General features: G+C 41.9%; 14 protein-coding genes. 6 read left to right on the top strand and 8 right to left on the bottom strand.

Features of this window, described 5'->3' with window-relative positions:
* Positions 1 to 20: 20 nt before the first annotated feature.
* Complete coding sequence (locus FRX45_RS16535) at positions 21 to 1679, top strand: M1 family metallopeptidase (protein ID WP_152269564.1); 1659 nt, start codon at positions 21 to 23, stop codon at positions 1677 to 1679.
* Positions 1680 to 1709: 30 nt separating this feature from the next.
* Here FRX45_RS16535 and FRX45_RS16530 read toward each other — a convergent pair whose 3' ends face one another.
* Positions 1710 to 2426: a C40 family peptidase gene (locus FRX45_RS16530; protein ID WP_152269563.1), complete on the bottom strand. Its 717-nt coding sequence runs from the start codon at positions 2424 to 2426 to the stop codon at positions 1710 to 1712.
* Between the two features lie 193 nt (positions 2427 to 2619).
* On the opposite strand from FRX45_RS16530, the gene dnaE reads away from it, so the two are divergent.
* The 4 genes from dnaE (at position 2620) to FRX45_RS16510 (ending at position 11317) form a co-directional block, all read left to right on the top strand.
* Positions 2620 to 6276, top strand: coding sequence for a DNA polymerase III subunit alpha (gene dnaE, locus FRX45_RS16525; protein WP_152269562.1), 3657 nt, complete (start codon positions 2620 to 2622; stop codon positions 6274 to 6276).
* 141 nt (positions 6277 to 6417) lie between these two features.
* The gene (gene trxA, locus FRX45_RS16520; protein WP_152269561.1) at positions 6418 to 6738 is read left to right on the top strand and encodes a thioredoxin; all 321 of its coding nucleotides are present in this window, start codon (positions 6418 to 6420) and stop codon (positions 6736 to 6738) included.
* 559 nt (positions 6739 to 7297) lie between these two features.
* A complete protein-coding gene (locus FRX45_RS16515; protein ID WP_152269560.1) occupies positions 7298 to 8935 on the top strand; it encodes a nucleoside transporter C-terminal domain-containing protein in 1638 nt (545 codons plus the stop codon).
* Positions 8936 to 9118: 183 nt separating this feature from the next.
* Complete coding sequence (locus FRX45_RS16510) at positions 9119 to 11317, top strand: zinc-dependent metalloprotease (protein WP_193311741.1); 2199 nt, start codon at positions 9119 to 9121, stop codon at positions 11315 to 11317.
* Between the two features lie 167 nt (positions 11318 to 11484).
* Here the strand turns inward: FRX45_RS16510 and FRX45_RS16505 are convergent, their stop codons facing one another.
* The 5 genes from FRX45_RS16505 to FRX45_RS16485 all read right to left on the bottom strand — a co-directional run bounded on the left by FRX45_RS16505 (position 11485) and on the right by FRX45_RS16485 (position 16477).
* Positions 11485 to 12210: a DUF4386 domain-containing protein gene (locus tag FRX45_RS16505; RefSeq protein ID WP_226805421.1), complete on the bottom strand. Its 726-nt coding sequence runs from the start codon at positions 12208 to 12210 to the stop codon at positions 11485 to 11487.
* A 341-nt stretch (positions 12211 to 12551) separates the two neighbouring features.
* A complete protein-coding gene (locus tag FRX45_RS16500) occupies positions 12552 to 13082 on the bottom strand; it encodes a hypothetical protein (protein WP_152269557.1) in 531 nt (176 codons plus the stop codon).
* Positions 13079 to 13576: a hypothetical protein gene (locus FRX45_RS16495; protein WP_152269556.1), complete on the bottom strand. Its 498-nt coding sequence runs from the start codon at positions 13574 to 13576 to the stop codon at positions 13079 to 13081. The genes FRX45_RS16500 and FRX45_RS16495 overlap by 4 nt, the downstream gene beginning before the upstream one ends.
* A 227-nt stretch (positions 13577 to 13803) precedes the next feature.
* Entirely contained in the window at positions 13804 to 15192 is a 1389-nt protein-coding gene (locus FRX45_RS16490; protein WP_152269555.1) for an FAD-binding oxidoreductase, read from the bottom strand.
* Positions 15193 to 15739: 547 nt separating this feature from the next.
* Positions 15740 to 16477, bottom strand: a complete 738-nt coding sequence (locus tag FRX45_RS16485) for a DNA alkylation repair protein (RefSeq protein ID WP_152269554.1) — start codon at positions 16475 to 16477, stop codon at positions 15740 to 15742.
* 241 nt (positions 16478 to 16718) lie between these two features.
* Between FRX45_RS16485 and FRX45_RS16480 the strand changes: the two genes are divergently transcribed.
* Positions 16719 to 18647, top strand: coding sequence for a TlpA family protein disulfide reductase (locus tag FRX45_RS16480; protein ID WP_152269553.1), 1929 nt, complete (start codon positions 16719 to 16721; stop codon positions 18645 to 18647).
* Between the two features lie 104 nt (positions 18648 to 18751).
* Here the strand turns inward: FRX45_RS16480 and map are convergent, their stop codons facing one another.
* Both map and FRX45_RS16470 read right to left on the bottom strand, forming a co-directional pair.
* Positions 18752 to 19516, bottom strand: a complete 765-nt coding sequence (gene map / locus FRX45_RS16475; RefSeq protein ID WP_152269552.1) for a type I methionyl aminopeptidase — start codon at positions 19514 to 19516, stop codon at positions 18752 to 18754.
* 100 nt (positions 19517 to 19616) lie between these two features.
* The gene (locus tag FRX45_RS16470) at positions 19617 to 21218 is read right to left on the bottom strand and encodes a lipocalin-like domain-containing protein (RefSeq protein WP_152269551.1); all 1602 of its coding nucleotides are present in this window, start codon (positions 21216 to 21218) and stop codon (positions 19617 to 19619) included.
* Positions 21219 to 21268 lie beyond the last annotated feature (50 nt).

The raw sequence follows: 21268 nt of genomic DNA, 5'->3' as shown, positions 1-21268 counted from the left end.
AGCTTTTAAAATAAACCGGCGTGAAAAAAATACCATATCGTTTTATTCTTTCACTTTTGATTTTCCACTTCTTATCATTCACCTCCCGGGCCCAGCCGCTGCATCAAAAGCAGGAGTTTACCCATGCCGATACTTTACGTGGAACAATAACGCCGGAGCGGGCATGGTGGGATGTTACCCATTACAGTTTGAGCGTGAATTTCGATTTTTCCAAAAGAAGCATCTCCGGGTATAATATCATTTCCTATAAAATAGTATCGGCTGCCGCAAAAGAAATGCAGATAGACCTGCAGTTGGGATTAGATATTGACAGTGTACTATACAATAATGAAAACCTTTCTTTCCGCAGGGAAGAGAACGCTTATTTCGTTGCAGTACCATCCACTCAAAACGAACAGGAAATAAATAAGGTTACGGTGTATTATCATGGCATACCGCGCCCGGCCTTACACCCGCCGTGGGACGGGGGAATGATCTGGAGCAAGGACGACAATGGCAATCCCTGGATCAGCGTGGCCTGTCAGGGGTTGGGCGCCAGTGTGTGGTATCCCTGCAAGGATCACCAAAGCGATGAGCCCGACAGTGCTTCCTTAAGCATGACTGTACCGGATACACTAACGGCAATAGCTAATGGCAGATTAAGAAGCGAAATAAAAAACGGAGATGGTACTGCCACTTACACGTGGGCGGTCAGGAACCCCATCAACAATTACAACATCACTCCCTACATTGGAAAATATGCACACTGGCATGAGGATTACATGGGAGAAAAGGGGCGGCTGGATTGTGATTTTTGGGTGCTGGATTACAACTTGGAAAAAGCGAAACTGCAATTTAAACAGGTTATACAGATGCTGCATTGCTTTGAGCATTGGTTTGGGCCTTATCCTTTTTATGAAGACGGGTATAAATTAATAGAAGCACCCCACCTGGGAATGGAGCACCAGAGCGCAGTAGCCTACGGCAACGGATTTGCCAACGGGTATAAAGGAACAGATCTTTCCGGAACAGGGTGGGGATTGAAGTGGGATTTTATTATCGTGCATGAAAGCGGTCATGAATGGTTTGGCAATAATATTACTACCAAAGATGTGGCCGACATGTGGGTACACGAAGGATTTACCAATTATTCCGAAACGATTTTTACCGGCTGCGAATATGGTACCGACGCGGGCAACGCGTATGTTATCGGGACAAGAAAAAAAATTCAAAATGACAAACCCATTGAAGGTCCCTATGGGGTTAACCAGGAAGGATCGGGTGATATGTATTATAAGGGAGGCAACCTGGTGCATATGATCCGGCAGATCATAAACAATGATTCATCATTCAGGATGTTGCTTCGGGGTATGAATGAAACTTTCTACCATCAAACGGTTACCGGAAAGCAGGTGGAAGAATACATCAGTAAAACATCCGGTATTGATTTTTCAAAAGTATTTGACCAGTATGTGCGAACAACACAAATACCGGTACTGGAATATAAAATAAGCGGCAATAAATTGAGTTATCGCTGGACAGATTGTGTGAAAGGGTTTAATATGCCTTTGAAAATAAATTTTGGCGGTGAAAAATGGATCAGCCCAACACAAAAATGGAAGACGATAAAAATAAAAAAGGGAGAGGAAAATGAGTTTAGTGCGGACAGGAATTTTTATATAAGAACAAAGCAATTGTAATGTAGCATCAAATGACGAAGTGCTGAAATTTTACCTGCTTTTCAGGGAAACCGCTGCGGCAGTTTGTTCGTCTACTACCCGGCCCGCATTCATAAATCTTTTGTGCCAGTAATTGTCGTTCAAATTACTGATCATCACGCCACCTGAAGAGGAGGCATGTACAAATTGATTATCCAGCAGGTAAATGCCTACATGGCTCACGCCACGTCCGCGGGTATTAAAAAAAACAAGGTCACCCTCCCGGAGTTCATCCTCATCCACAACAGTACTGAATGCTTTTTGTTCACTGGCAGTTCGCGGAATTTGCAGCCCGTAAATCACCGACATCAAGGTTTGCGTAAAAGCGGAGCAATCTACTCCCTTTTGTGTGGAACCTCCCATGCGGTAAGGCGTGCCCCACCAGCTTTCAATAAATTTATACAGATCCCTGTTCGCCAGCCGCTCTACCTCCACATTCATTTTTATGGCATACTTGAATTGCAGTGGTCCGCCCTGTTCAATATTAAAAGCAGGGAACATATATACCCGGGGTGATTTATAATTTTCCGGCATGTGTGGAACTGCTTCATCACTGCGCCCGGTAGCAGGAGACGGATCGCTGCCAATAGCAATATCATTAAGGAACTTTGGAGATGTATGCTTTGTATTATCACGGGAAGCCCCATGCGAAGACCTGGATGTGGATTTTAAACTGCTGCAACTGCTGCCAACAAAAGCAATCCCCGCGAGAAATAGAAGATAACGCAAAACCGTGTGATTTTTAATTTTGCAAAATAGTACACAAAAACCAGACCAGCAAGCTATTAGCAGCTTTTAAAAAATGATATTAGCATTTCATTAATCATAGTGATAAACAAAATCGCAATGCGGTATCCGCAATTTTATATACATGTGGAAAATGCAAAGCTAAATGTTGCCCCAACTTTACGAAATTTGCCCAATGAGCCAGTTTTCCCATCTTCACGTTCACACACAATATTCCTTACTGGATGGTGCGGCATCCATAAGTAGTTTATACCAGAAGGCAATTAAAGATGAAATGCCGGCCCTGGCCATTACCGACCATGGTAATATGTTTGGCGTATTTGCTTTTGTGGCCGAAGCCTATAAGCATAAAGTGAACCCCGATGATAAAAAAAGCCCCTTAAAAGTAAAACCCGTTGTGGGTTGTGAATTTTATATTACAGAAACCAGGCACCGCAAAGTATTTTCAAAGGAAGAAAAAGACCCGCGGCATCACCAGATATTATTGGCCAAAAATGAAACCGGGTACCGCAATCTTATTAAACTCACATCGCTGGGATTTATTGAAGGCCTGTACAGCAAATACCCGCGTATTGATAAAGAGCTTATCCATAAATACCATGAGGGGCTCATTGCCACAACCTGCTGCCTCGGCGCCCTGGTGCCGCAAACCATTTTAAAGAAAGGAGAGGAGGAAGGGGAAAATGAATTTAAATGGTGGCTGAATATTTTTCAGCAGGACTATTATGTGGAGCTACAACGGCATGGCATACCCGATCAGGAAAAAGTGAATGCCGTATTGCTGAAATATGCCAAAAAATACAACGTTAAGGTTATCGCTTCCAACGATTCTCATTATGTAGACCAGAAGGATTTTAATGCACATGACATTCTGTTGTGCATCAATACCGGCGAAAAGCAGGCTACACCGGCTTTGCGTGAATTTTCGGATGATGATATTGCTGTAAAAAACAAACGGTTCGCCTTTCCTAACGACCAGTTTTATTTTAAGACCACGCAGGAAATGAAACAGGTATTCCATGACCTGCCCGATGCAATATATAATACGGGCGAAATTGTGGATAAGATAGAACTGCTGGACCTGAAACGGGATATCCTGCTCCCCAATTTTCCCATACCAAAAGCATTCCAGGTACATGCCGATAATAACCTTAACCAATGGGAATACCTGAAACACATTACTTATGAGGGTGCTCATAAACGGTATGATCCGTTAACGGCGGAAATTGAAGAACGGCTCAATTTTGAATTGTTCACCATCAAATCCATGGGCTTTGCAGGCTACTTCCTGATCGTGAGCGATTTTATTAAAGCAGGCCGGGATATTGGCGTTTTTGTTGGTCCCGGCCGTGGTTCGGCAGCGGGCTCGGTAGTGGCTTATTGCATAGGCATTACCAATATTGATCCTATAAAATATAACCTGCTGTTTGAAAGGTTCCTTAACCCCGACCGCAAAAGCATGCCCGATATTGATACGGATTTTGACGATGAAGGCAGGCAGAAAGTGATTGATTATGTTGTTGGCAAATACGGAAAAAACCAGGTAGCGCAGATCATCACCTATGGTACCATGGCCGCTAAAATGAGCATCAAGGATGTGGCACGGGTAATGGATCTGCCTTTGGCCGACTCCAATGCATTGGCCAAACTGGTGCCCGACAGGCCGGGCATTGTATTAAAACGGGTGTTGCATGCACCGCTTAATATAAAAGACGGGGAGAAGTCGCTGGAAGAAAAGGAAGGACTGTCGGCGGATGACCTTGAAAATGTAAAGAAATTGCGCCAGTTCTACAATGGCACCGATATGCACTCGAAGGTATTGCATGAGGCCGAAATATTAGAGGGCTCTGTACGCAATACGGGCATACATGCGGCGGGCATTATTATAGCCCCCAAAGATTTAATGGAATTATTACCGGTGGCCATTGCCAAAGATTCTGATTTGTGGGTTACCCAAATTGAAGGAAGCGTAATTGAGGAAGCCGGAGTAATTAAGATGGACTTTTTGGGATTAAAAACGCTAAGCATTCTTAAAACAGCATTGCAGCTCATCAAACAAAATCATGGGCTTGAAATTGACCTCGATACCATTCCGTTAGACGATGAAAAAACATACCAGTTATATCAGCACGGCGACACCAACGGAACCTTCCAGTTTGAAAGCGTGGGTATGCAAAAATACCTGCGTGAACTGAAACCGGACAAATTTGGCGACCTCATTGCAATGAACGCGTTATACCGGCCCGGTCCTTTGGCCTATATCCCCGATTTTATTGACCGTAAGCACGGGCGTGAGCCTATTACCTATGACCTGCCGGAAATGGAGGAAATATTATCGGATACCTATGGTATTACTGTATACCAGGAACAGGTGATGCTGCTCTCTCAAAAGTTGGGTGGGTTTAGCAAGGGCGATGCAGATGTGCTGCGCAAGGCCATGGGGAAAAAACAAAAATCTGTACTGGATAAAATGAAGGCGCAGTTTATTAAAGGCGCTACCGCAAAAGGACACGATGCAAAAGTACTGGAAAAAATATGGACAGACTGGGAAGCTTTTGCACAGTATGCATTCAATAAATCACATTCTACCTGTTATGCTTTCGTGGCATATCAAACCGCTTATTTAAAAGCACATTACCCATCGGAGTACATGGCTGCGGTATTGAATCATGCCGGCGCTATTGAAAAAATAACCTTCTTCATGGAAGAATGCAAGCGCATGGGACTGAAAGTGCTTGGCCCCGATATCAATGAATCGCAGAAAGGTTTTGCCGTTAATGCAAAGGGTGAAATACGCTTTGGACTGGGAGGATTGAAAGGAGTAGGAGAGGCGGCTATAGAAGGCATTATTGAAGAACGGAAAAAAGGTCCTTACAAATCCATATTCGACCTGGTAAAACGGGTTAACCAGCGAATGGTAAATAAAAAATCATTGGAATGCCTGGCTTATTCAGGTGCATTCGATTGCTTTACCGATATGCACAGGGCGCAGTATTTTTATACCCCGCAGGGTGATACTTCCACGGGACTGGAGAAGATCATCAAATTTGGCAATATTTATCAGAGCCAGTCGGTTAACACTACCAATACCTTATTTGGTGATTTGCAGATGCCTGATGTAATGCCGCCAAAATTACCGGATTGCGCACCCTGGACTTTAACGGAATGGCTGGATCATGAAAAAAGCATTACAGGCATTTTTTTAAGCGGTCACCCTTTAGATCATTTTAGATTTGAAATGAAACATTATGGTATCACTACCATTTCGGAGTTTATAGAATTTAAAGAAACCTTGCTGATCCATCCCAATCCTTTCCGGCAATTCCGGATAGCAGGATTGGTTTCCGATGCACAGCACCGCACTACGCGTAATGGAAAACAATTTGGTGTTTTTTCCATAGAAGATTATTCCGGTAAAACCGAACTGGCGCTTTTTGGAGAAGATTATGTGCGTTTTAAAGATCACTTCAGTTTGGGCAATGTACTTTTTGCCACGGGAAATTTTAAAGCACGATGGAACAGTACAACAGATTTTGAATTTAAGCTGAGCAGCGTAATGCTGCTGGAAACTGTGAAAAGATTGTTAACGCGGCAACTGCAGGTTGAACTGCACCCCAAATTGTTAAAAGACGAAGTGGTAGCTTTTATAGATCATAATGTAAAGACATTTCCCGGCAAATCGGGTATCAAATTTATATTAGCAGAACCGAGGCTAAACTGGAAAGTAAGCATGTACACATTAGAAAAAAGCTTTGAAATGAATGACGAAATGGCTGCTTTCCTTGAAGCCAATCCTGATATGGAAGTGAAAGTGACCACTTTAGAAAAATAATAAAAAGCCAAATTGTCTAATGCACATGTGTGGATAATGACATATCAACTTATTTGGCGTAATGGACTTAAATTTGCATGCTTATTGTATCCAATATGCAGTGAACAATAAACAATAAACTATAAATAAAATTAAGTTACTATGGCACTCGAATTTACAGACACGAACTTCCAGGAAAAGGTTTTGGATTCTGATAAACTTTCTGTTGTTGATTTTTGGGCGGAGTGGTGTGGTCCCTGCCGTGCAATCGGTCCGGTTATTGAAGAATTAAGTAAAGAATATACCGGAAAGATAAATGTGGGCAAAGTGAATGTAGACCATAATCCGCAGTTATCCATTAATTATGGGGTTACTTCTATTCCCGCTATTTTATTTGTAAAAGGCGGTAAAGTAGTAGATAAATTAGTAGGGGCTCAGCCTAAAGCTAATTTTGTTAAAAAAATAGAACAACATATCGGATAATATTTCTTAGTGTGAGCTTTAAGAGCAGGTGGAAACGCCTGCTTTTTTTGTGTGTCAGGGGTGAGACATGGTTGTAGGTTCCGGCTATTCGATTTATACGCCACGAATGCACGAATTGGTGTAGGTTTACCGAAGCCCAATTAATATTTCGTGCCTCCCCCCGGTCCCTGCCTATCGTTCGGCAGTTCAGGCAGGCGTGTCGGTCCGGGTGGATGTCCGTTAAGGCGGGCATTCTGTACAACAAATTATTCCTGTTGCAAAAATTATCCTGAACGGGATATTATAATCCTGATATTTTTTAGAAAAAGATAGCCACGGATACACGAATGGAAGACTAACCGAAGAAAGATTTATTCGGGTATCCGTGGCGGCTTTGTCCTGTACAGCAAACTGTTGTATACAAAAATCATCTTGCCCACGCAGGACAATGGAATTTGCGGCATAAACCAGTATAAGGTTTTTATTGTTCCAAAAAGCAGAGAGTCATTTATTTTTTGAGGTTCCCCTTTCCACATTGTTGTATATTGTTGCATAAAATTTTTAGCACCAAAACGGCTCTATGTCATTGCAGCTTGAAAATATCAGCAGGGGAACATTAGGGATGATTTTCCTGATCCTTGTTTGTTATCTCCTCAGCAATAACAAAAGAGCCATTAACTGGAAATTAGTAGGCATGGGTATTTTTGCCCAGTTGATGTTTGCCATGGGAGTGCTCAATACAAAAATTGCGGGGCAGCCTGTTTTCTGGGTATTTTTTGGAATAATCTTATCATATATCATCATCAACAGGATTATAAGAGTACAAAAAAACAATACCGTTATTGCTTTTGATGGACTGAGTATTGTGTTGGCCATAGCCTGGCAATGCATTTTCTTTTTCGGGATGATCCGGAATGGTACATTCGCCAATAGTGGCATGGCTGTTTTGCTCAGTATTATTGTGCTCGCTTTTATCATCAAATGGCTCGCTTCCCGTACTATTGAAATATTAAAATGGTCTGTTTTATGTTCGCTGGCCATACTTACCATTTCTATTTACACCAGGGTTTGTAACCCCGGTATTTTCAAAGTTATTTTAGAAAATATTTCTTACGCTTTTGTAGAACTCATCAACCTGAGTCATAAAGGCACGGAGTTTTTGTTCGGTAGCCTGGCAAGCGACAAGCAAAGCTGGGGCTATATATTCGCCGTGCAGGTGTTGCCCAATATCATTTTTTTTGCCGCACTTTCTTCCATCCTCTATTACTTGGGCATCTTACAAAAAATAGTATATGTATTTGCTTACCTGTTAAACAAGATGAATATTTCCGGGTCCGAAAGTTTGTCTACCGCCGCTAATATTTTCTTGGGACAAACAGAAGCGCCGCTGATGATCCGTCCATACCTGGAAAAGATGACGCGCAGTGAAATGCTGTGCATTATGGTAGGAGGGATGGCCAACACTGCTGGCAGCGTATTGGCGGCCTATGTAGGCTTTCTTGGTGGGAATGACGTGGCACAGCAGCATTATTTTGCCTTGCATATGCTCAGCCAGTCTATTATGAGCGCCCCTGCGGCTATCGTTTGTTCAAAGATCCTTTTTCCTCAATCCGATCACCGGCTCATAGCCAAAGATCTTACCATACCAAAGGAAAAATTAGGAGATAATTTTTTAGATGCCATTTCCATAGGAACAACCGATGGATTAAAGCTGGCGGTAAATGTAGGCGCCATGCTGGTGGTATTTACAGCTATGATGTGGGTGGCAAATGCATTGTTAGGCTGGCTGGGAGGCATTACGCATCTTAATGAAGAGATCAGCCTGGCTACACAGGGCAGGTATGAAGCCCTTTCATTGAATATGCTGTTAGGCTATATTTTCGCACCCGTTGCCTGGCTTATCGGTGTTGCAAAAGCAGATATGGTTGCTATAGGACAGTTGCTGGGTGAAAAAACGATCCTGAACGAGTTTTATGCCTATGTTTCTCTTGCCGAAATGAAACAAAACAATGTGATCACCAATCCGAAATCTTTGCTTATTGTAACTTATGCGCTTTGCGGCTTTGCCAATTTTGCGTCTATAGGCATACAGATCGGGGGCATCAGCCAGTTGGCGCCCAACCAGCGTAAGAACCTTACCGAATTGGGAATAAAAGCTTTAATAGGAGGAACCATAGCCTGCCTGATGTGCGGTTGTATAGCGGGAATGCTGTTTTAGCGATGAATACGTACTAATGGTATATTAGGTTCAGTTCATTCAAACCAAATGATTGTATAATACGTATAGTTTGACAGGTCTGCACTATATTTTTCCTGCTTAAATAATGCAAAATTGAGGAAAGCATTTTTTTTATCCGCACTTGCAATACATTTGGAGAATGTATTATTAAACTTTTCTTTTGTGAACGCAATTTTTTCGTTACGTTTTATTGCAATTAGCCTGTGTTTCTGCATCGCTTCAAATGTTTTTGCGCAAAACCAGCCGTCCCGGCCGGTGCGTTGTGTTACAGGTTCCGTGATGGAAAAATATTTTCAGAAATATCCCCGCGATAAAGTGGCGTTCGACCAAAGCCAACAGGCATTCCAGCAAAAATATGAAGCATTCAGGCGTGCAAAAAAAGATAACCCTGCACAGCAGCGTTTAAACGCCATCGTTACCATACCCGTGGTGGTGCATATTGTAATGGATGATCCGTCATTGGTAACAGACGAACAGGTACAGAGCCAGTTGGATGTACTGAATGCGGATTACGCCGGCGAAAATGCGGATTCAGTGAAGATTCCGGCCGCATTTAAATCTTTATTCGGTAAAGGTAATATTCGTTTTTGTCTTGCCCAGCGCAGCCCCTCCAACGAACCTTCCAGCGGTATTACGCGAAAAACTTCTTCTACCATATCTATTCCCGGCGATAGCGATCCCGTTAAATACACCACAATGGGTGGGGTGGATGCCTGGGATGTAAACAGGTACCTGAACATATGGGTGTGTAAGATGGGAGACAACGACCTGGGTTACTCTTTTATGCCCGGCTTACCCGGGCTGTCAGCTTCGGATGTGGGACTGGTAACTGCCTATCATGCTTTTGGAACCATTGGGTCGGCAGCGGCGCCATTCAATAAAGGTCGTACCGCCACACATGAAATAGGTCATTTCTTTAATCTTTCGCATACCTGGGGTTCTAATGAATGCCAGGCTTCCTGTGCTGACTCAGATTTTGTGGATGATACTCCCAACCAGAACACATGCACATATGGCACACCGTCTTATCCTTTAACCGATGCCTGTACCGGTACAGCTCCTGGTATAATGTTCATGAATTTTATGGATTACACGGATGATGCTGCCATGTGCCTGTTTACCGCAGGGCAGGCCGACCGTATGGAAACCGCGTTAAGTACTTTTTCGGACCGTATGCAACTGATGAGCTCAAATGGTTGTGTACCGCCTGTGTTGTACAATAATGATGTAAAGGCGCTGGCTGTTGTATCGCCTTCAAACGCCGGTATCCGTTGCGCTGCAAATATTATTCCCCGCTTAACCATCCGCAACGTAGGCGCTTCGCCTTTAACCAGCATCAGGCTCAATGTGGCTATAGATGGTGGTGAGCCTGTTGTTACCAACCTGAACCTTAATCTTCCTTCTTTGCAGGAAACAACCCTGCCGGGTAATGCCATCGCAGCCACCGCCGGGTATCATTCCGTAAAAATTTATACTACACTTCCTAACGGAGCGGCAGACCAGCAGCCTTTTAATGATACGGCAACCATGGTTTTTTCTGTTGTTGGCAATGCGAATGAACCATTGGTGCATGGATTTGAGTCCACTGTTTTTCCGCCACAGGGCTGGGGAATAGCCAATAACAGCGACGTTATAGAATACAATCCTGTGCGGGCAACCAATGCTGCGCGTTCCGGTACGGCATCTGTAAAGTTTGATAACTATAATTACCAGTTGTTCGGGAAAAGCACTATGCTCGTTACGCCACAACTGGCTATACCGCTTACTGCCGATTCGGTTAAGATTGCATTCTGGCGGGCGGCAGCGCAATACAGCAGTATCAATTCCGATACGCTGGAAATTTTGTTTTCATCCGATTGTGGCCAAACCTTTACATCGGTATATAAAAAAGGAGGGGCAGACTTAAAAACGCGTCCGGATTTTACAACGGCAGAATATATTCCCACAGCGGATGAATGGGTAGCGGATACCGCCGATATCACGGCTTTTGTAAAGGGACGGTATGATAATATTATCGTGCAGTTTCGCAACATTAACGGCTATGGCAACAATGTATATATAGACGACATCAATATTTATACCCGCAGCTTGTCGCAGCATTTAAAAGAGAAAGGATATCTGATTGCACCCAATCCTACAACAGGCCTGTTAACCATACAGCATTATCCCGCTTCATCCTCCTTAAGAGGCGTGGCTGTATACAGCAGCACCGGTCAGTTGATATGGAAGGCGCAATACACCGCTTCCACGGCATTGAATTATATACCCATTAATCTAAGCCACATGGCTTCGGGTATATACATCGTGCAATTGCTGTACACCGATAAAACGATAACACAGAAAGTGCTGAAGATGAATTAGTAGAACTTCATTTTATGAGTTAACGTCCACAATCATTTTATACCATCGCATTACAAAGATGCGGGAGCATGATATAACAGGTTTTCTTTCATCGCCGGTCTCACGGCTGTCGGCATGGCTTTTAATAAAGGTCCGGAGGGTCATAAATATTGTGCGAAGTCTTTAAATCAGGATATAGCAGTTTGTTCCTGCTCTTTCCATTTTTTTGAATTCACACCAGCTATAAGCAGCCATAAACAAAAGGTTAATTCGGCAAGCCCTGACGGAATTTGTATATAGGGCACCAATGAAGCTGCGAACTTTGGAACTAAAAAACTTGTAAAGCTATACGTAATATAACAGAGACCGCCAATTGCCAGAAAAATGCCTATAACTTTGGGAAGAAATGCAGATCTGAAAATCAAATAACCTGCTGAGAGTCCATAAAATCCATAAAAAACAAGGGACAGGTGAAATCCCACCGTTTTCAAACGCAACAGGGTATATACCGACTCGTGTATTTGTTCCCGGTTGAATGAACCGGCCGGCAAACCATTCCTTAAGAGAAGCAGGGGCTCAAATTGATTCAACAAATTGCCTGATTCAATGGCAGTCCCAACCAATGTAAAAAATATCACAAGCAGCGTGGCGTTTTTATTTACAATCCGGAATAAACGGTAAAAAATCAGGGCAAGCGGAACGTTGGTAAGAAGAATGATTATGTGTGCAACTATGCCAAGCCTGTATAAGAAATTATGCGCAATGATATTATTTGCCGTTGCTGCAGGATCATTGCCAACCATTATTTTACTTTCCACATAAGCAATGGCAAAGAATCCAAAAACGATATTAATTAAATAAAGGATACCACCCAGTCGTGCATACTTTTTTGGGGAAGTGTGGGTTGTTTGCATTGACATTATACATTGTTTAAACAGATAAACTTCAATTCAAAGAAGTTGTCCAGCCTTCGCCCAGCGTCACAACTTTGATCAGGTGAGATATTTGAAATCCGGTCTGCCAAAACCCGAAGTTGAATGTATAAATAAAAGTTGATTGTTTGTTTATAAGCCTGGCTTTTTTTTGTTTCATCGGTTTTCACAGCCAAGCTATTGTGTGTGGAGCGAGAACCCGGCGAATAGGAAAATTATTAAAGTGGCAATCGGTGAGCAACTATACGGATTATGAACACCGCAGCGCTTTATTTTATGAATTAATAGCCAACACACGAGCACCAGGGGCAGTGAACAATCAGTCAGGGATTAGAAAGCCGCCTTACCTTTTTTACCCTGTTCAATGTATAGCTAAAATCCTCATTCCCGGTGAGCATTTGCCTGTTGTCGTTGAGAATAAAAAGTACATTATCATCTCCCTTTAACAGGTAGAGCGGCTTTCTGTTTGGAGAATAATAAAGGACTAATAAAGTACCTGCTGTATTTTCTTTATCCTCTGCGATTTCCCATTTTCCTTTCAGTGGACGGCGATCAAAAAGCTCAGTAGTAAGTGTAAATGCTGTGGGTGCCAAGGTTAGGGTATCCCGGTATAAAATAACCTGCCATTTCAAATGATCGCAGTCCGGGGCAACAGTTGCACCCAGTTGCTTACTGATGGGACTGCAGGGTGTTCTTCCTTCGAATATGCCATAGATATCTGCGCCTGTTGGCGGATCTTTGAAAGTGATGCTTTCTGATATGATGTTGTCTTTGGCTGCAGTTTGGGCACTCAACTGTGTATTGACTATCAATAGAAGCACCGCCCCCAATGATATGGTATAAAATATTTTCATGGCAATTTGTTTAAGGTATAACTCCACGCGGCTGTTCCTGTCATCAGTTGCCTGTCACTGTCGAGCAGATGAAGCAATTCATCAGACAATTTGAGCAGGTACACAGATTCTTTTGGCTTACCGGGATCAAGACAGAAAATTACAGCAGTGGGATTCCCTGGCATACCGGTTTGCATTGCCCATTTTCCGTCCCGGTGCAAATGTGTTCCGCCATCTACCAGTCCGCGGGTGCCTTGTTTTGCCATACCATAATCACAATCGAGTATATAAGTGCGTGTGCTGTTACTTCCCGCAATACCGAAAATTTGCAGCTTCCATTTTATCAGTTCACATTTTCCTGTCAAGCTCATCCCGGGCAATGGCCGGGTTCCGACAGTGCAGGGCGTACTGGCAACGAAAATTACCGGCATTGCCTGCACATTGTGTTCGGTTTGACTACATGCAACACTATAGAACACGAAGACCGCCGCGGATAATAATTTAGCCTTTTTCATGATGAACTTTTCATTACAAGGCAAAGAAAACCCATATATTTTTATTGACACCCTTTTGTAGAGCAATAACGATAATAGTAGATGAAGGGTGTGTTTTTTGTTACGCCGGGATATTGACAGCCATGCTAATGCAATTGTTTGCAACACCTCTTTAAAAGCCACAGCTTTCACTTTCATTAATAAAATTCTCAATCATTTAAGACATTATTAATCCATTTTTAGTACACTCATAAATCAGGGTTTGGTATAATATTTTGATTAATTTTAAAGAAGTTATTAGGGTCATATTTATATTTAACATGTTGCAGGCGCGAATAATTTGAACCAAATGAAGCTCTTATCTTATCGCTATCATCATGATCAAGGTAATTACTGTATTCACCACCAGAAGCAAAAGCTGTCATTTTATCATATAATTCACGAGTCCAACTGATGATTTTTTCGTCATTCTCAGCCTTTGTCCAACCTGAATATATCCCAAAAACATAAGAGGCACTTCTATGAGGGAAGGCTGTAGCATTTTCTTCTACCCGATTGATCGCACCTCCAAACGATTCAAATCCAACAACTGAAAGTGGTCCTGGGATATGAGTGGTGTGATTAACAAAAACATCTATTGCTTCGTCTGAAACATGATCTATATAATGTGTTTTCCAGTAAGATCGCACTCCCTTGGGGCCACCCTGATCAAAAATTGTTTGTAGTGCTAAAAATGACATGGGCATTATTACCCGAAGAATTGGATTTCCAAAATTTTCAAGTGGTTCCAGAGCCGTTTTACCATCATCCAAACTACCTGCATAGCATACCACGAGTGCGATTGCTATTTTTCCCTGAAGCGCTTCCGGGAACGGATCTGCGGGTGGAACTCTTAAAACGTAAGCATTTCCTACAAGTTCATCTGCCGCATTTGATGTAAACTCCCTATAAAACTTAAGCACCTGTTTCGCATCTTCAATAGGATAAAATACCTGTGCAGCCATGATTTCCGGACCTAATTCATGAAGTTTGAACTCAAAAGAGGTAACCACTCCAAAATTTCCTCCACCACCGCGAAGTGCCCAAAACAGATCAGGATTTTCAGTTTCATTTGCAGAGATTAAATCACCTTTAGCAGTAACCAGTTCTACGGATATTAAATTGTCAATAGTAAGGCCGTGTTTACGCCCCAAATAGCCCAAGCCCCCTCCCAAAGTCAGACCTGCTATTCCGGTTTTTGAAACAATACCAACCGGAGTGGCCAAACCGAATTTTTGAGTTTCCCTGTCCAGCTCACCAATTGTCGCTCCCGATTCAACCCTGACTGTTCTTTTAACCGGATCAACAATGACAGTATTCATTTGCGAAAGATTAATCATTAGCCCCCCATCGCAAACTGCCTTTCCTGCAACATTATGTCCCCCTCCTTTAATGGAGACCAATAAATCATGGTGTTGAGCAAAATTCAAGCACTTTTTTATATCATCTGCATTTTTGCAATTTGATATCATTGCTGGTCGTTTGTCAACCATTCCATTCCAGACAGAACGACCTTCATCATACCCTGCATCGAAAGGCATAATTAATGGTTGACTTAAGGTTTGCGAAAATTCCTGAATTGTTATTTGATCTAACATGGGTCAAAATTTTAAATAAATATTTAATTATTTTCCCGTGAGCATGTGTTTTTAGTTTTCTATATCCTACTATGCTTAATTGTTGCCAACACTTTGATTTGCGCAACACTTTCATACTTCATAATTATCTTAAACACTTACAAGTACTTGTAAACGCTTATAAACGGATATCCCTCTGCTATACATTTCCTCCCTGGGGTATTCAAAAGGAACTCCATAGAACTGTTCTACAGATCACATAAATACAACGCTTTAATTTTAAATGTCGGGTTTTCAGAATTGGATAATAATATGTAAAGCTTTCACAAGACTTGAAGAGGCGTATGAATAATTGTTAACCAATAATACACGGGGCAACAGATAATGAAAGAGGAAGTGAAATTCAAGCGTATGGGATGTTTGACAGGACGGATTGAAATTGTTATTAAATCTATTCATTCTTTTTTTTAAAAAGAAATATTTGGAGAATTTTTTTGCGTAGCAATTTCATCATACGGTACAATAGACATCTCCATCTGGTGAAGACAGTAGGTGGAATAATCCCGGTTTATTTAGCCGCATTCATGCAAATAGCTTTTTGCTTCTTGTCCAGTTTTTCAATAGCGTAACGCAGGGTTACCCGTGGCATGGTGGCGGCAAACTCATCCAGGAAGGCGAGCAGTTTTTGTTTGTCGCGCTTTCCCGCTTCGCGGATCCAGCTTCCCACCGCTTTATTGATCAGGTCTTCTTTGTCGTGAACCAGCAACCTGGCGATTTTGAAAGTATCTTCCGTGTCGTTTTGGCGAATAAAAAACCAGGTGGCTACTATGGAAGTCCGGCGTTCCCATATGTTTTTTGATCTGGCAAGTTTGTAAAGTGGCGCCCGTGATTTGTTGAACAAATAGCCGCCCACAACAAAAGGTGCGCTGCGGTCTACCAGGTCCCAGTTATTGATCCTGTTGTGCCGGGAGATGTACAGGTTGTACAATGCTTTTTTCTGCTCCTCCGAAACTTTTTTGTCTCTTGCCTGGAAGTCCATGATGCTTATGGCGCCTAATCTTGCCTCGTAATAGTTACTGTCGAGCAGCTTTCCGATCTCGTTGAGCGGCATTGGCGTAAATTGCTTTGCCAGCCCGAAAATATCCGCCATACGAACCTTTAAAGTCTTGTTCTTTTTGTCATCACCCTTAAAAAACCTTGAGTTGTCTGCGCCCGGTTTTACCGGCAATGCAAACAGTTGGTCTATAAACTGCCTTGCCGTTACAGCGGTTTTGCCGGTGGTTGCTTTTGGAGATGATGTGGGCATGTTGGTGATCAGTTTCAGGTTTGTGATGTGGTAACGTTAAATACAGTGTCATATGGGGATCAGAAATATGCGGCTAACTGAAGCTAAATGTATAAATAAAAGCAGAATTGAGATCAATCATTGTTATAACTAAATTTGTAGTTGTAAATTAAATTCACAACATTTGTATGGAAAACTGAGTTTAAAACATCTACTATAGATATCCGCCTGTAATCTCCTTAAAAAATTAAAACACTCATTTATGAAACTGCGATTGTTCCTCACGCCGGCTCTGCTATTCCTTAATTTACTTGCCTTCGCACAAAATAATAATCTTGTTTTTACTCCTGCAGATGCAGCACCCGGCAGTGTTATTGAATTTGAATACAATCCTGCAGGCACTCCATTAGCTGAAGCAAAAGAAGTTACCCCTGCTGTTTACATTTTTGATGGACGGATACGCGTTGTTGAACTGATGCTAACTAAGGATGGAGATAAATGGAAAGGAACGATACCAACCAATGATACAACTAAAGCTGTACTTGTTGGTTTTAAGCATGATGAAATTATTGATAATAATAAAGAGCAAGGTTATTCATTAATATTAAAGCAGAATGGCGAACCGGTTAAAGAAGCAAGAGCCGGGCTCTTTAGCTTAAACAATTTGGGTGGCTTTTTGCTCCAAATGAAAGTAAAGCCGGAAACCAATCTTCTTTTGCTGGAAAAGGAATTCAAAAAGAATCCTGGGTTGAGGACTGAATACGGAGCCCGGTATGCCAGCAGTTTACTGGCCACAGATAAAGAGAATGGTAGTCAAAAGGCTAATGCCTTTATTCGGGAATTGATTGAAAAGACGGATAAAACTGAAGAAGACTACCAGGCAATACAATCAATATACGTTGCTTTAAAGGATACTGAGAATGCGGAAAAAATAAAAAAGGAGATAGTGCAAAAATACCCTGGAGGTATTACTGCGAAAAACCAAAAGATGCGGCAGGTGTTTGAAGAGAAAGATCCACAAAAGCGATTGCAGTTATTTGAGGAATTGAAAAAAGAGTTTCCCGCTCAGAATGAAGCCGACATAAAATCATACGAAAATACATTGAGCAGCTTATATGGAAATTTGGCTTTAAGCGCAGGGGTAGCAAAAAAGTGGGCCGATTTTAATAAATATCTTGCCAATGTTAAGCAAAATACATCCATCGCTGCAGCCTGTAACGAAGCGGCATGGGGGCTTACAGGAAAAGGTTTGGAAGGAAAAGGCGATAGCCTGCTGTTTGCAAAAGAATTATCAGAAAAGTCTCTTGAATATATGAGAAGAGAACTAAAAGAACCCTCTGCAAAACCAACTTTTTATACAAACCAGGAGTACAATAAGAATCTTGAGTATGGTTACGGCAATTACCTGGACACTTATGCGCTTATTCTATGGAAATTGAACAACAAAGAAAAAGCCTTCAAAGTGCAGGAAGAAGCCCTGGAGAAAACAGGCAGAAAGAATTTTGAAATAATAGAACGCTATCTCGTTTTTAAAGAAGCGGTAAAAGGTAAAGATGCAGTAAAACAGGAACTGGAAGAAACAGTAAAGGAAGGGAAAAGTTCGCCGGCCATAAAAGCAATGCTCAAAAAAAATTATCTGGCTAACAATAAGTCTGAGGCAGGATTTGTAAATTATATGAATAAGTTGCAGGAAAACTATCTCGCCAAACTGAAAGAAGAATTTCAGAAACAAATGATAAAAGAACCTGCGCCAAAGTTTGCATTGAAAGACCTTGCAGGCAATACTGTTTCTCTTGAAGCAATGAAGGGGAAAATTATTATAATAGATTTTTGGGCTACATGGTGCGGGCCGTGCAGAGCCTCTTTTCCTGGTATGCAAACCGCGCAAAATTCATTTAAGAATGACAACGGAGTAAAATTTCTTTTTGTGGATACCCGTGAAGGTTTAAAGCCTGAGGAAATGAAGCAGAAAGCAGTTAAATTTATTAAAGAGAATAAATATAATTTCCAGGTTCTGCTGGATACTGATGATAAGGTAATTGAGAATTATGCCGTTGATGGCATTCCTGCAAAATTCCTGATAGACAGAAATGGAAATATCCGTTTTAAAATTGTTGGCTTTGATGGAAATGCGGATAAGCTGGTAGATGAAATGAAAATAATGGTTGATGCAATAAAAACGAATGGCTGATATTTAAAATTGTATTCACTGCCGAACACAATTAAAACGGTCTAACCCTCCATCATCGGGTGCCGACCGTTTTATATTAAAGAGAGGCATATCATTTCAGACACTCAATTCCATATACCATTCATTGCCGTAAGAATTACAGGCGCATGATCTGTAACTACAATCGTATGTTCATGCTGCGCTACAAAGCCGCCTTTGTTTCCCGTCAAAGTCCAGCCATCCCTTGCTGTTTGGGCTATGGTTGAACCGGTAGCAATGAAAGTTTCAATGGCAACAACGGAATTTTTTTTGAAGCGTGCAGTATTAAATTTGTTATAACAGTTTAAAATTTCTTTGGGCGCTTCGTGTAAACTTCTTCCTGTTCCATGCCCCGCGAGGTTCCTGATCACTTTGTATCCCGATTGCTTTGCTTCGGTTTCTATAAGCCGCCCTATTTCAGCAATCCGTACCCCGCTTTTTATATGCTGTATGGCTTTATAAAGGATGCGCTTTGAAGTATTTACCAGTGGGAGGTGGTTGTGCAAATCCTGTGCCAGTACAAATGACCCGCCGTTATCGGCCCAAAAGCCATCCAGTTCGGCCGAAACATCAATATTGATAAGATCGCCCTCCCGGAGAATTTTATTTTGAGAAGGAAGTCCATGGGCAATTTCATGATTGATGCTGATGCATGTCCACCCGGGGAAACCATAAGTGAGCTTAGGCGCCGATTTGGCTCCAAGCGCATTTAATATTGATCCGCCATAATCATCCAACTGCTTTGTTGTTATACCGGGCTTAGCATACGCCCTCATTTTGTTTAAAGTTACGGCAACAGCATTGCTGATTTTTTGCATGCCCGTAAATTCACTCTCTTTGGTTATTGACATATGGGTGGTTTGAAATTTTTAACTGGTACTGGTAGTGCATAAACAGGAACAAAGATAAATTAATACGGGCTCAAAGGATTTAATATGTGGAAGAGAAAAGCTACTTTTTTATAAATTTCAATACTACGGGCTTTCCTGGCAAATCTATTTTGAGAAAGTATATTCCTGGTTGTAAAAAACCTACGTCAATCTTATTTGAAATTAAATTGCCTGGTATTACGCGAACCACGCGCCCGTTTACATCAATGATTTTACCTTGTGTACCATTCGCCGGCAAGCCGGATTTTAAAAACAAATTGTCTCTTACAGGATTGGGGAACACTTTTATGTTGAAGCTATCAGCATTTCCCGGCATTACCGCCGAGGGAGATGTACTAATGGCAACGCCCTTCAGTTTTCCGTCTGTTGACTTAGCGGTAATTTTAAACCAAATATTATCACCGTCAGAAAGGGAGGAATTATTCCATAAATAAAAAGTATCCTTTACTCCCTGTACAATTGGCGTAAACGTTGTCTTGTCATCTACGCTGTATTCAATATCATAGGCAACCGGTCGCCCCGCATCGGGATTCAGCAATTGCCACGAAATGGGCAAAGTAGGGTCAAATGTCTCGCCCGCGGGCTTTTCGATGGTGAGTGTGGGATGTTCATAAGAATGTAACAGTTCCGCAAAGCCAACTCCCGTAACTGCCTGCCCGTTCACCGTTCCGGAAACGGTGGTGGCTCCCTCAAAAAATCTAAAAGGCAATGTAATTTCACTATCATCATTTTTTGATGTGATGGTTAAGTCAAGGTTGTTTTTTGAAGAGGTAAGCCTCCATTTCGCCGAATAGCACATGGCACTATCGTCCATCCAGTTAAAGGCCAGGCGCTCAATTTTAAAATCACTAATAGTGTATTGTGTAGATTCATCAACGTAAGCTGCCAATATCCGGTACCTTTCATTATCGGGAATAGTATTTTGAACAGTGAAAATATTCCATAGATTTATATCCATCCCATTTGATAATTGCAATTGAAACCATTCGTATTTTTCCCCGGTAAGCGGGTTGAAATTTCCATATTGCCTGTCAATCCAGCACGTTCCGGTTACGTCTTCGGTAACTCCATTCAGGGTCAATTTTCCGGTAACAGCGTTGCTGGTTTGAGAATAATAGTAGGTGTAGTTATCAGTGCCCTGATCAAGGTAGCCATCATTGCCGGGTAGTAACGGGCGTTTTAAACTTTTACACTCCAAATTCAATCCGCCAGCCGCCGACGATGCTTTGATTGTATATTCAAATGGGATTAATTTTCCATTCCCATCTACCTTATTACTCCAACTTTCTTTGGTTCTGCCATAAACCAATGCCTCAATATCAAGGTGTGTGGCAGATAAGGTGGTATAATTAAGCGGCCTTGATTCTTCATAAAACTTTCCTGTAGCATCGTCCGTAATATTGAGTATTCTGAAACCATCAAAAGTGCTTGCCGGATAGTAAAAGTAAGTTAGCATATAGCTATAGGTTTTGCCTGAAGTGGCGCCTTTAAGCTGCCCCGAATTATACCACCATTCAATGGGTTCCGAACCGTGCCGCCCTTCATCCTTTGGAAAGGATATTGCACTTCCGGCAGGCTTGTAGGGAAATATTTTCCAGTCCTGGGTATAACCGTATTGACTTACTAAAGTTGTTGCAATTAAAAGATAATATGTAACCTTCATTCAAAACAGTTTTCTGATAGCGTAGTGATAGTAAAATGAATTTCAATTAA

The sequence above is a fragment of the Agriterribacter humi genome (assembly GCF_009192765.1).
Taxonomy (GTDB): domain Bacteria; phylum Bacteroidota; class Bacteroidia; order Chitinophagales; family Chitinophagaceae; genus Agriterribacter; species Agriterribacter humi.
The sequence above is the reverse complement of the archived record's forward strand: the minus strand, read 5'-3'. Positions and strand labels throughout refer to the sequence as shown.

Excerpts from the sequence above, each read along its gene's own strand:
- dnaE (WP_152269562.1), top strand. The coding sequence starts at position 2,620 with ATGAGCCAGTTTTCCCATCTTCACGTTCACACACAATATTCCTTACTG.
- trxA (WP_152269561.1), top strand. The coding sequence starts at position 6,418 with ATGGCACTCGAATTTACAGACACGAACTTCCAGGAAAAGGTTTTGGAT.
- FRX45_RS16515 (WP_152269560.1), top strand. The coding sequence starts at position 7,298 with ATGTCATTGCAGCTTGAAAATATCAGCAGGGGAACATTAGGGATGATT.
- FRX45_RS16505 (WP_226805421.1), bottom strand. The coding sequence starts at position 12,210 with ATGCAAACAACCCACACTTCCCCAAAAAAGTATGCACGACTGGGTGGT.
- FRX45_RS16500 (WP_152269557.1), bottom strand. The coding sequence starts at position 13,082 with ATGAAAATATTTTATACCATATCATTGGGGGCGGTGCTTCTATTGATA.
- FRX45_RS16495 (WP_152269556.1), bottom strand. The coding sequence starts at position 13,576 with ATGAAAAAGGCTAAATTATTATCCGCGGCGGTCTTCGTGTTCTATAGT.
- FRX45_RS16490 (WP_152269555.1), bottom strand. The coding sequence starts at position 15,192 with ATGTTAGATCAAATAACAATTCAGGAATTTTCGCAAACCTTAAGTCAA.
- FRX45_RS16485 (WP_152269554.1), bottom strand. The coding sequence starts at position 16,477 with ATGCCCACATCATCTCCAAAAGCAACCACCGGCAAAACCGCTGTAACG.
- FRX45_RS16480 (WP_152269553.1), top strand. The coding sequence starts at position 16,719 with ATGAAACTGCGATTGTTCCTCACGCCGGCTCTGCTATTCCTTAATTTA.
- map (WP_152269552.1), bottom strand. The coding sequence starts at position 19,516 with ATGTCAATAACCAAAGAGAGTGAATTTACGGGCATGCAAAAAATCAGC.
- FRX45_RS16470 (WP_152269551.1), bottom strand. The coding sequence starts at position 21,218 with ATGAAGGTTACATATTATCTTTTAATTGCAACAACTTTAGTAAGTCAA.